The 12,028-nt window shown below is 56.0% G+C and carries 9 protein-coding genes; 8 read left to right on the top strand and 1 reads right to left on the bottom strand.

Annotated features, from left to right (window positions below; all coding sequences use genetic code 11):
• The first annotated feature begins 1 nt into the window (after nt 1).
• From NDK47_RS22900 to NDK47_RS22875, 6 genes are all read left to right on the top strand, one after another.
• Complete coding sequence (locus NDK47_RS22900; RefSeq protein WP_251872050.1) at nt 2-1,741, top strand: DUF8809 domain-containing protein; 1,740 nt, start codon at nt 2-4, stop codon at nt 1,739-1,741.
• A 90-nt stretch (nt 1,742-1,831) separates the two neighbouring features.
• Complete coding sequence (locus tag NDK47_RS22895) at nt 1,832-2,815, top strand: AAA family ATPase (RefSeq protein ID WP_251872049.1); 984 nt, start codon at nt 1,832-1,834, stop codon at nt 2,813-2,815.
• A complete protein-coding gene (locus tag NDK47_RS22890; protein ID WP_251872048.1) occupies nt 2,812-3,693 on the top strand; it encodes a DUF58 domain-containing protein in 882 nt (293 codons plus the stop codon). The genes NDK47_RS22895 and NDK47_RS22890 overlap by 4 nt, the downstream gene beginning before the upstream one ends.
• Nucleotides 3,694-3,708: 15 nt before the next feature.
• Entirely contained in the window at nt 3,709-5,628 is a 1,920-nt protein-coding gene (locus NDK47_RS22885; RefSeq protein ID WP_251872047.1) for a vWA domain-containing protein, read from the top strand.
• Entirely contained in the window at nt 5,618-8,599 is a 2,982-nt protein-coding gene (locus NDK47_RS22880) for a VWA domain-containing protein (protein WP_251872046.1), read from the top strand. The genes NDK47_RS22885 and NDK47_RS22880 overlap by 11 nt, the downstream gene beginning before the upstream one ends.
• 21 nt (nt 8,600-8,620) lie before the next feature.
• Nucleotides 8,621-9,382, top strand: a complete 762-nt coding sequence (locus NDK47_RS22875) for a class I SAM-dependent methyltransferase (protein ID WP_251872045.1) — start codon at nt 8,621-8,623, stop codon at nt 9,380-9,382.
• A 166-nt stretch (nt 9,383-9,548) separates the two neighbouring features.
• Here the strand turns inward: NDK47_RS22875 and NDK47_RS22870 are convergent, their stop codons facing one another.
• Nucleotides 9,549-10,406 carry a DegV family protein gene (locus NDK47_RS22870; RefSeq protein WP_251872044.1) on the bottom strand — a complete coding sequence of 286 codons (858 nt, stop codon included), beginning with the start codon at nt 10,404-10,406 and terminating at the stop codon, nt 9,549-9,551.
• A 304-nt stretch (nt 10,407-10,710) separates the two neighbouring features.
• Between NDK47_RS22870 and NDK47_RS22865 the strand changes: the two genes are divergently transcribed.
• Nucleotides 10,711-11,112: a hemolysin XhlA family protein gene (locus tag NDK47_RS22865; RefSeq protein ID WP_251872043.1), complete on the top strand. Its 402-nt coding sequence runs from the start codon at nt 10,711-10,713 to the stop codon at nt 11,110-11,112.
• A gap of 113 nt (nt 11,113-11,225) precedes the next feature.
• Nucleotides 11,226-11,867: a SurA N-terminal domain-containing protein gene (locus NDK47_RS22860; RefSeq protein WP_251872042.1), complete on the top strand. Its 642-nt coding sequence runs from the start codon at nt 11,226-11,228 to the stop codon at nt 11,865-11,867.
• The last annotated feature ends 161 nt before the right edge of the window (nt 11,868-12,028 follow it).

Here is a 12,028-nt window from a genome sequence, read left to right as displayed (position 1 = left end):
GATGAGCGTGTTTGGTCCACAACGCAAGGATCATGTGGAAACATTGCTGAAGCCTATCCAAAAGAGGCTCTTGGTGCAGAAGAGCGTTCACTGGCTGACGACAGGTGCCTTGTGGGGGCTGGGAGGAAGTCTGGCGATTCTCCTCCTGGCTCGTCTTTTTCCCATCCCGTCTTACCCGTTGCTGGTGCTGCTGGCTCTGCTTGCCGGTGTTGCGCTGGGCGCGTATCGTTTGTGGGCGGCCAGACCGGGCGAACTGGAATCGGCCCGGTTCGCGGACCAGCACGGATTGGCAGAGCGGGTCGTGACGGCTTTGGAACATCGGGACAGCAGCTCGCCGCTTGCCGCGGTTCAACGGGAAGATACGGTGAACAGGCTGCGGCAGTCCTTGCCCCGTATTTTGGAGCAGGTGGAAATTTGGCCGCTGGTGCGCAGACAGGTGTACCTGTTGGGAGGCGCTTTCGCTATGAGTCTCGTGCTGTGGCTCTGGCCCAATCCCCAGGATCTCCGCCTCGAACAGATGGCCCAGGAGAAGCAGGCTCAGGCAGAGGCCCAGGAAGTCCTGGCTGCGCTGCAAGAGGAAGCAAAGGCCAAGGAAGGTCTCAGTGATGCACAGAAAAAGCAGATCGAAGAAATGGCTGAGCAAGCCAAAAAAGCGCTGGCAGAGGCGAAAAGCCCGACAGAGCGGCTGCAGGCCCTGAAAGCGGCGGAGAAAAAGCTGGAAAAGTGGAAGCAAACCCAGGAGCGAAATGCAGCCAGTCTCCAACGGCTGCAACAGGCAATGGGCCAGCAGCAGGGGATGCAGCAAGTGGCCCAAGCGCTGAGCAGCGGAGATCGTCAGGCGATGGTCGACGCCCTGCAGGCAGCGGCTAAGGCCGTGGCAGCGATGAAAAGCGAAGAGCAGGAGGCGCTTGCGAAGGCTTTGGAAAAAGCGGCGGAGCAGTTGGCAAAAGATGCGCAGGCAGCAGGAGAGCAGGATTTGGCGAAAGCGGCTGAACAGATCAAACAGGCAGCCGAACAACTGGCCCAGGGAAATGTCCAGCAAGCCTTCGCTCCGTTGGAAACGGCAATGGCGCAAGCTCTTCAGCAGATGATAGAGGCGAATACAGGTGCTCTGTTGGCCACGCAGGCAATGGCGGCGATGCAGCAGTCACAGATGATGCTCGCCAGCGCGGCTGGTGCAGGAACCGCTGGTGGAGCGGCAGGAGCTGCTGGAACGGGTTCGGCGTCGGCTTCTGCAGGCGGTGCCCAGGGAAACAATGCAGGTTCATCTGCCCCCGGTGATGGCACAGGCGGCCAAGGAAATTCGCCGGGAGCCCAGGGAAGTGAAGGAAACGGCTCTGGTGATGGCAACGGAAGCGGGAACGGCAACGGCAACGGGAACGGTAGCGGCAACGGAAACGGAAACGGCAGTGGAAATGGCAACGGCAATGGCAACGGAAACGGGAACGGCTCAGGAAAAGGGCCAGGAGCGGGGCTCGGCTCAGGAAGTCACGAGCTGGTAACTGTTCCTTCTGCCCGCATTGAGGGCGAGGGGCCGACTGATACCGTAGGCGGACCGCTTGGAGCCGGAGCCTCTCAGTCGCGCCAGACAAATGCGCCGGTGACGTCGGGCGGCGCACTTCCCTACGAAGAAGTGTATGGGCAGTACGCACAGTTTGCCCGGGAAAGCATGGAGAAAGGCTCGATCCCCAGCGAGTACCAGGACGTCGTAAAAGAGTACTTCAGCAGCATTGAGCCGTAATGGGATGTGCAGCGGGCAATATCCATGTACGGCATGCCGATACGGTTGGAAGCAGTTGAACAGCAAGTCCAAGTGAGGAGACGTGAACACATGACACAGCAAGCATGGGAAGAATGCCTCCAACGAGTGGAAAAAGTACGGGAGGAAATCGGAAAGGTCCTGGTTGGTCAGCGGGATGTGGTGGACCAGCTTTTGTGGGCGGTTTTCGCTGGAGGGCATGCTCTTTTGGAAGGAGTGCCGGGTTTGGGAAAAACCTTGCTGGTCAAGACGCTTTCCCAGGCGTTTGAGCTTTCCTTTCAGCGCATTCAGTTTACGCCGGACCTGATGCCGACGGATATTACCGGAACCAATATTTTGCGTGTAGACGAGACGGGACAGCAGTCCTTTCAGTTTCAAAAAGGGCCGATTTTTGCCCACGTCGTCCTGGCTGACGAAATCAACCGGGCGACACCGAAAACGCAGAGTGCGCTTTTGGAGGCCATGCAGGAGCGAACGGTTTCCGCTGGCGGCGTAACCCGCACACTGCCCGATCCTTTTTTTGTCCTCGCGACGCAGAATCCGCTCGAGCAGGAGGGGACCTATCCGCTTCCAGAAGCGCAGATGGACCGCTTTTTGCTGAAAATCGAAGTGCCCTTTCCGACAGAGGACGAATTGAAGGAAATCGTACTCCGAACCACAGCGGGACAGATCTCCGCCGTGGAAAAGGTGGCTTCCGCCGCAGAAATCGCCGACATCCAGCAAGCGGCCAGAGACATCCTGGTAGCTGATTCTGTGCTGGGCTATGCGGTCAAGCTTCTGCTGGCAACCCATCCAGGCGAAGGCGCAAATGAGTCGGTCAACCGCTACGTCCGCACGGGTGCAGGTCCCCGCGGGGTACAGGCGATGGTATCGCTCGCCAAGGTGAGAGCCTTGCTGGGGGGCCGCTTCAATCTCTCCTATGACGATATCGACGCCGTGGCACTGCCTGCTCTGCGGCATCGTCTCGGTCTCAACTTCGAGGGAGAGGCCAACGGGATACGTCCCGACAGGATCATCCAGGAGATATTGGTCGGACTGAAGGATGAGCGGGCATGAGCAAGCCACTGTTAGACCCGGGCTGGCTTAGCCAGCTTGAGCGGATGCAGATATTGAGCAGGCGGCTGGCAAGCGGGACACAGGCGGGAAAACGCCGATCCAGACAGACGGGAAGCTCGCTGGAGTTTGCCGATTACCGGGTGTATGCCCCGGGCGATGACTTGCGCCAGCTCGACTGGAATGCCTATGCCAGATCGGGCAAGCTGTTTGTCAAAAAATTTCTCGATGAGCAGGAGCTTCACGTCACGCTCTACATCGATTGCAGCAAATCAATGGGCTACGGAGAACCGACCAAGCTGGAGCGTGCCGTGCAGTTGGCTGCGGCACTCGGCTACATCTCCCTGTGCCATCTCGATTACGTTTCTGTATACGCATTTGATCGGGAGATTGTCGCTTCTCTGCGCAATTTGCAGGGGAAAAACAAAGCGGCCCAGCTTTTCCAATTTCTCTCCTCGCTGTCCGTCGGAGGCGCCGGAGATCTGGAACAAGCGATGCGCTCGCCGGGAGCCATTCACGGCAAGCCGGGTGTATCGCTCGTTCTGTCTGACTTTTTGTTTGAGTCTGGCTATGAAGAAGGAATCGCCTATTTGCAGGCGACCCGTCAGGACGTGGCGCTGGTCCAGCTTCTGTCCCGAGAAGAACGCGACCCGGCTTATCAGGGTGAGCTGCGGCTGATTGACAGCGAAACGACTCAAGGAAAAGAAATCTCCGTCACGCACGGACTGATGGACCAGTACCGCAAAGCTGTTCGGGATTACCAAGAGGAATTAGCGCAGTTCGCCTACAAAAGGGGAATCGCGGTGCTTGATGTTGAAACCGAAAGGCCGTTGGAGGAAGTCGTCTTTCGGGTATTCCGGCAGGCGGGAATGATTCGCTAGGAAGGAGGGGCATAGATGCAGTGGATGGCTTTAGGCAATCTCGGTTTTTTCCTGATCGTCCCGGCAATCGTCGCTCTCTATCTTCTCAAGCGAAAGGTGGAGGACATCGAGGTTCCCAGCACACTGCTGTGGCAGCGGACACTCCAGAGCTGGGAAGCTGTTCGTCCGTGGGAAAAGCTGCAGCGCAATCTGCTTTTGCTCCTGCAATTGCTGGCGGCGCTCCTGCTGGTGCTCGCCCTGATTCGCCCGGCCATTCCCGTGGCGGGGGCGATAGCTGAGCACTCGATTCTGGTTGTGGACACATCAGGCAGCATGTTGACGCGAGAGTCCGGGCCGGACGGCGAGAAAACCCGTTTTCAGCGGGCAATCACGGAAGTCCGCAGCATCGTGGAAGAGCTGGGCAGCGGACAGGCAGTAACATTGATAGAAGCGGGACGCGAACCGAAAATTTGGCTGTCGCGCAGCACAGACAAGCAGGCCATTCTGGAGACCCTGGATTCGCTGGCTCCCCGCCCGGGAACGGCTGACCAGCGTGCGGCGCTCTCCCTCGCCGGGGCCATAGCAGCTACCGAAGAGGGAAGCGGAGTGATGTGGTTCGGGGATGGCGGGAGCGAAGGACAAGAGCAGGGCGGCCCTGTTTCGATATCCGGTCCTTTCCGTTTTTACCAGATGGGTCAGACCAAAGAAAACGTCGCAATCGGTGCCTTCGTGACCCAGGCAGGCGCCGGGAATACGGAAGGGCTGCTGCGGATTGACAATCACGGCTCCCAGTCTCAGAAAGGCACGATCTCCATTTTTGGACTGGATCAGGAGCTGGTGGACGTCGGCACATTCTCTGTAGAGGGAGGCTCCTCCCAGACCGTCACCTTTGAGCGCTTGCCATCTAAGCCGGCATACAGGGCCGTGATTGAAGCAGAAGAGGACGGGCTTGCGGAGGATAATGAAAGCTGGAGTGTGCCGTATGCCTCCGGAAAAGGCCGGGCTGTGCTGGTCAGTCCGCAGAGCAATCGCTTTCTGCACCAGGCCCTGCAGACGGTCGGCCATGTGGAAGTGGAGACAGAAACAGCCTTGCCTACGGCCAAAAGCGGTGCGGCTGACCTGTGGATATTTGACGGAGTCGTACCCGAAAAGCTGCCGGAAGGGAATATTCTCCTGATCGCGCCCAATCAAAAGACGGACTGGCTTCCGTACCAAGGCGTAGCAGAAGTGACCGGCAAACCGGAAGCCACCCAGGCAGATGATCCTGTGATGAAGCATGTTGATTTGCGGGACGTGCATGTGGTGAAAACTGCCGTCTGGGGAGCGGTACCCGGCCTGCGGGCGTTGGCAAAAGCCGGAGAGACAGATCTGATTGCAGCGGGCACCGTATCGGGCAGGAAAGTGCTTGTGATCGGCTTCGACCTGCATGATTCTGATCTGCCGCTGCGCCCTGCGTTCCCGATCCTGATGCAAAATGCCGTCTCCTGGCTCTCTTCGGCCCAAGCAGTGCCGATCGGCCCGGCATTGCCAGGCGAGGCACTCTCGATTTCGCTGACTCCGGGGGCGTCAAAACGGGTGCTCACCCTGCCCGATGGAAAAACGGAGGTGCTGGATGTCAAGGGTACGACTTGGCTCTACCAAGTACCGGAACAAACAGGCCTGTGCCGCTTGACGGAGGAAACAGGAGGGCAGGGCTCTGCCACTGTCAGATACTTTGCGGTTCAGATGAGCGATGCAGAGTCTTTGATCACGCCGCGCCCGCTAAGTGTGGCTGGCGGCCGAGGCCGCAGCTCATCCGAAGAGATGGGGGGCAACGAGGAGAGTCAGTCAAAAGAGGGAAGCACTGCGGGCAGAAGCCTGCCTTTGAACGGGGCAAGAGAACTGACCTACTGGATTGCGGCGCTGGCGCTTCTGGCCGTGTTTGTGGAATGGAGGGTGTATCGACGTGGGTATTGACGTACAACAACCATGGCTCCTGCTCTTGCTCCTTCCCGCCATCTACGTGGTCGTTCACTGGTGGCGCGGACAAAAGCAGATGCCTGTCAGCCGGAAAAGCGTCATTGCCGCGATTCGGACAGCCGTCTTTTGTCTCCTGATCCTCGCTTTGGCCGGCATCCAGCTTCTCTACCCGGTGCGAGCGGAGACGGTTGTATTCGTGTATGACAGCTCCGCATCGATCAAAGATGAACAACCTTTTCTCCGTTTTCTGCGGGATGCGGTGGCGGGCAAACAGAAAGAGGATCAATACGGCGTCGTTGCCGCAGCGGCAAATGCGGCAGTGGACCAACCCCTGACGATGAATGGGCAGGTGCAGGGGGTGAGCGTTGAGGTAAACCGGCACGCCACCAATCTTGCGGAAGGAATCCGTCTCGCACAGGCGATGATTCCCAGCAACGCTCGCGGCAAAATCGTTCTGGTCACAGACGGTCTTCCCAATCAGGGGGATACCGCTCGTGAAATCAAACTGGCGACGGAGAGAGGAATCGCCGTGGAGAGCGTCCTCTTCGAACAGCCGCAGGGCGACGAGGTGGTCCTCTCCTCTGTGCAGGTGCCTGACCAGCTTTACACCGGTGAGGAATACACGATCAAGGTGGACGTGGAAAGCACAGTGGCGACCCGTGCGACACTCCGTCTGTACGAAGGAAATCGCGAGGTGGGCACCCAGACTGTGCAGGTGGAGAAAGGAAAGAATCGCTATCTCTTTTCGGAGAAAGCGATGAATGAGGGCTTTCACCGCTATCGCGTAGAAATCGAAGCAGTGCGCGATACCGTTCAGGCTAATAACCAGGCATTCGCGTATACCCAAGTGACCGGCACACCATCCGTCTTGGTTGTAGAAGGACATCCGGGAGCGGCGAAAAATCTGGTCAACGCGCTTCAGGCCGGTCATATCCGGGTAGAGAACAAGGATGTGGCGCTTCTGCCGAAAGAGCTGGAAGGCTATAAGCAGTTCGCGTCCATCGTCCTGGCTGACCTCTCGGCAACAGAGATGAGCGAGGCGGATATGGAGCGGATCAGAACAGCTGTCCGTGATCTGGGTGTCGGTTTGATCATGACAGGCGGACCGGATGGCTTTGGCATGGGAGGCTGGTTCCAGACGCCGATTGAAGAGGCGCTCCCCGTGCATATGGATTTGCGCAGCAAGGAAGAACTGCCAACACTGGGGTTGATCCTGGTCATCGACAAATCAGGCAGCATGTCCGGCGATTCGTATGGGCTGGACAAGATGGAATTGGCGAAAGAAGCAGCCATTCGGGCAACGGCCATGCTCAATCGGCAAGACGAAATCGGCGTGATTGCCTTTGACGGCACCCCCTGGGAAGTGGTTCCCCCGCAAAATGTGAGCGATGTGAAAGCCATCCAGGGTCAAATCGGCAGTATTTTCGCGGATGGGGGCACGGATATCTTTCCCGCCTTGCAAATGGCCGCAGAGCGAATCAAGACGATGAAAACAAAGCGCAAGCACGTCATCTTGTTGACCGACGGACAATCAGGACGGGAGGATAACTACCAAGGCCTGCTCGAGCAGATGATCGGTGAAAATGTGACGGTCTCGACTGTCGCTGTCGGGGATGACTCGGATACGGAATTGTTGGAGGATATCGCCAAGTGGGGAAAAGGGCGTTATTACTTCGCTACCGACGGCGCTTCCATCCCGCAGATTTTCAGTAAAGAGACAGCGCTGGCCAGCCGGACATTCATCGTGGAAAAGCCGCAGGTACCCGAGTGGACCGGCACCGGAGACTGGACCGGTTTGCGCCAGCCTTTGCCGATGCTTCGCGCCTATGTGGCAACGACAATCAAGCAGACGGCCGAGCCTCTTTTGATGAGTCAGGATGCAGACCCGATTCTCAGCCGCTGGCAGTATGGCCTGGGCCGGGCAGTCGCCTGGACGAGTGATTTGGAAGGAAAATGGGCGCCGGACTGGATCGCATGGCCGGGGAATAGCCGACTTTGGACAGATATCATCGGCTGGACGCTGCCGCAGATTTCGCCGGGGCGTTGGCAAGTGGAAACGAAGCTGGACGGTTCGGAGGGGAAAGTCAGCGTCTCCCTGCCGAAAGGGGAGAAGCTGCCGCAGGAGCTGGAGGCTGTCGTGGTAAACCGGGAGATGAAAAGGGAAGTTGTCCGGTTGAAGCCGGTTGCGCCCGGGATGCTGGAGGGCCGCTTTTCAGCCTCAGAGCCAGGCAGCTACCTGATTCAGGTGACAGAAAAAGCAAACGGACAGATCATCGCGGGTCAGACAGCGGGACTTAGCGTATCGTATTCACCTGAGTTTGGCTTGCCGCAGGACGGAGCTGCCCAGATGGAGGAGTGGCTTGCCGCTGGCGGCGGGACCAAAATTGCCGACGCCAAAGAGGTCTTTACCGGCAAACTCCCGGCCAAATGGGAGACGCAGCCGATTGGAGAATGGCTGCTGATGCTGGCAGCGTGTTTATGGCCGCTGGATGTTGCCGCAAGACGCTTGCAGCTCCCGGAGCAGTGGTGGGCGCGGTTGAGCGGTTTACTGCGCAGAAGAAAGACGGGTGCTGTCGGTACGGAAAAAACAGAGAGGGCGGAAGTATTTGCCCGCCTGGGAGAAAAACGCGATCAACGCTTTCAGCATGATCCCCAGGCACGGCCCGGTGAAAGTGACGGGCAATCCGTTCAAAGCCGGCCACAGGCTGAGCGCAGCGGGCAAGCGTTGCCACAGTCAAAGGGCCAAGGCAAGCGCGGCGCACAAGCAGTTCGACCGTCCAAAGACGAAGGCGAGCACGGAGCACAAGCGGTTCCACAAGGCAAAACCCAGGCGGATCAGCGAAAAGCCGCTGCGTCCCCGACAGGGAAGACAGGCGCCTCCCATCAGACAGGCAGCACGTCTGGCGATGGGCAGCAGGATGAGACGATAAACAGACTGTTGGCGGCCAAAAAAAGAAAACAGAGATAAATGGGAAAAAAGGAGAAAAAAATGGATCGGCAAAAATGGTTGGAATGGTTGTCGAAAGAGACAGAGGTTCCCTTTGAGGGCTGGGACTTTTCCTATGTCGGGAGAACGGGACGTTTGCAAGAAGCGCCGTTGAGCTGGAATTACGCCAGTCTGGTCACGCGGAAACTGCCAAAGATAACGACCCTGCTAGACATGGGAACAGGGGGAGGAGAATTTCTCTCCCTGCTGGGACCGCTCCCCCGGCAGACGTATGCGACAGAAGGCTACCAGCCCAATGTAGCTGTTGCCAGGAACAGGCTGGAACCATTAGGGATCACGGTAGTGGAAGCAGATGGGGAAGACACCCTGCCGTTTCCTGACGAAACCTTTGATTTGATCATCAACCGGCACGAATCATTTGATCCACACGAGCTGTATCGCATCGCCAAAAGTGGGGCCACTTTTCTGACACAACAGGTCGGTGGAGAAAACGATGTGCTCCTCAATCGCTTGCTGGGAGCGGCGATTCCGCAGGACTACCTGCATTGGCGGGCTGACTATGCGGTCCGTCAACTGGAAGAGGCTGGCTTTGTCATCGCCCAATCTCGTGAGGAGACGGTACCTTCCCGCTTTTACGACATCGGGGCCGTGGTTTATTATCTGCGCGCCATTCCTTGGCAAATCCCGGACTTTGCTCCGGAGGTGTATGCGGACGGCTTATGGCAGATGCATCAACAGATTGAAAAAGACGGGTACATCGACATCCCCAGCCATCGCTTTTTGATCGAAGCGGTTCGCAGGTAAATGCTTTGCTTTGAGCTTATACGAATTTTTGATGGAGGGAGCCACTCCCGGCTCTCGGCACACGTTGCAGTGCTGCTTGGCGATCGAACCACATGCGGCCCAATAGAAAGGGCACCGACTCCATTCGAGCGGTGCCTTTCTATTGGAGAAGCGGCCCGAACCGATACTACGATTCGGTCTCCTCGTTGGTCCAGGTGAGGGCAATCGTGCCTTGCCCGCCGTGAACACCCAGCACAGGGCTAAGCGGGTATACCAATACTTCCAGATCCCCGTATTTGCTTTTGATCGTTTCTTTCAGTTCCAATGCTTTGTCGATCACATTCCCGTGCAGGATTTCCACCTGAACAACCCGGTGCAGGGACCGTGCCCGATCCAGTTGTTCAAAGATCCGGCGAAAGGCCTTGTTTTCTGTTCTCACCTTTTCAAATAATTCCACTACGCCGTTTTTGATCGTGAAGATCGGCCGAATCTGCAGCAGTGTACCGAGGATGAGCTGTGCATTCGTCAGGCGACCGCCTTTGTGGAGCTGGGACAGCTTGCCAATCACGATGTAGTTCTCATTTCTGCTCGCCTCGCGTCTCAGCGTCTCTGCAATCTCGCGGTAGTCCACGCCTTTTTCGGCCAGCTCAAAGCCTTTGCAAAGCAGGGTCGTAATCGGATAGGAAACGATCTGAGAATCGACCACTTCGACGGGAAAGGCCGTCTGCGCGGCAGCTGTTTTGCTCGTCTGATAGGTGCCGCTAAGCTGGCTGGACAGGTGAACCGCGATGGCGCAATCATATTCCTTCGCCAGTGTCTCATAGAGCTGCACAAATTTTCCGATCGCGGGCTGCGACGTTTTGGGCACCGTTTTTGACTGTTCGATTTTTTCATACAATTCTTCCGAAGTGAGTTCCACTCCATCTTCATAGGCACCGTCATCAAAGATAACGTCCAGAGGCACGATGTGAATGCCGTATTTCTCACGTAAATCCTCGGGTATATAAGCCGTGCTGTCTGTAATCCAGGCAATTCGCTGTTTCAAAAAAATAGGCCCCCTTTTTGCTCACTAGCACTATCATACTAGAAACGCAGCAGGGCCAAACAGCTATTTTATGAGAATTCAGCGACAAGCTTTCTGGTAAATCAAGTCAGGTGCAGGATACCGGTATCGGACTGTTTGGGTGCAGCGTCCGCTCACACCGGATCATCCTGACTGTCCCTGAGGCATCGGAAAACGAGAATCGGAGTTTCAAAAGCGTCCGAAAAATAGCGGAAGCATGTCAATGGTACAAGCAAGTCCTTCCAGCAAACATATAAAGAAAGTAGAGGACGGGGAGGTGGGGGCATTGACACCAGAGCAACCAGAGATATGGGAACCATTGCGGCAGATGAACCGACGATTGGATAATTTTGAAGAACGAATCGACAAGCTAGAAGTGCAGATGAGCGTAGCAACAAAGTGGCTGGAGCGGATCGAGCATCGCTTGGAGCGGATGGAAGAAGCACGTGCAGAATTATTAAAAGCGATGACCAAATTGCAGACGGAGCTGGAGCTGAAAAGAGGCACGACCGATAAAGAGATCATCCTGCAAATGCTGGATAACGACAAACACGACAGGGAGAAGCTGACACATCTCATAGCGGGAGACAAAGGCAGAAAACAGGAGAGATTTTTGCAGATATGGGCTGTTCTGGGCCCTGTAATTGCCTCCGTTCTTTCCTCCCTTTTCACCAAGTATTTTTTGTGAAATTTTGGATTTTCAGTATTGTGGAAGGCTTGTGAAAAACCATTCCATCTTTCTTCCATACTCGCTGTCTATTATAATGAACAAGGGATTCGATAAGAAAGAGAGGATTTCAAATGAAGAAGTTCGATATTTCCATGCTGTCCATTTCGATTCTGTTACTGGCGCTCGTCATCTTGGGGGTAGCGACGATGAAGCCGGATGATCCTGTGCTCGCCACAACAGGATCAACGAATGTCACAAAATCCCAACTCTACGAGCAGATGAAGCAAAGCTACGGGAAAAAGGTTTTGGATACGATGGTCAGCCGCAATCTGGTCGTGGAAGAAGCGAAGGCACAGGGTGTCCTCGTGGAAGAGGCAGAAGTCGACAAGGAACTCAACAATCTAAGAGAGAAGCTGGGCTCTGAGGAAGTCTTTCAGCAAACCTTGAAGAAACAGGGGCTCACCGAGGAAGGCTTCCGTGGCACGATCAGAACGCTTCTTCTGCGGGACAAGCTGTTTGAGAAGGCCTACCCGGTAACCGACCAGGAGATTCAAGATTACTACGAGAAAAATAAAAGCGATTTTGGCAATCCCGCACCAGCTTTGGAGCAGGTAAAACCGGAAATCGTCGAAGAGCTCAATGCAAAGAAACGGAAGAAATACATGGATGAGTGGCTGATTGGACTGGAGAAAAAGTTCAATGTGAAGTTTCTCGACTTGAATCTGGCGCCAGATTATTATGTAGAGAATGCAGAAGCGCCAAAAAGCAAATAATGATTCGGCTTTTGAATCAAACCTGTTCCGGTTACAGTCGGCACAGGTTTTTTTCATGGAGGAAGGGGATATTGACATTTATTGCGCATGCTCGTACCATAGAGCAATTCAAGCATGCCGTATCCCTGCCTTTCTGGAACGGCTGGACGGGTGTAAAGGAG

Origin of the sequence: Brevibacillus ruminantium (genome assembly GCF_023746555.1) — a bacterium.
GTDB lineage: Bacteria > Bacillota > Bacilli > Brevibacillales > Brevibacillaceae > Brevibacillus > Brevibacillus ruminantium.
The sequence above is the reverse complement of the archived record's forward strand: the minus strand, read 5'-3'. Positions and strand labels throughout refer to the sequence as shown.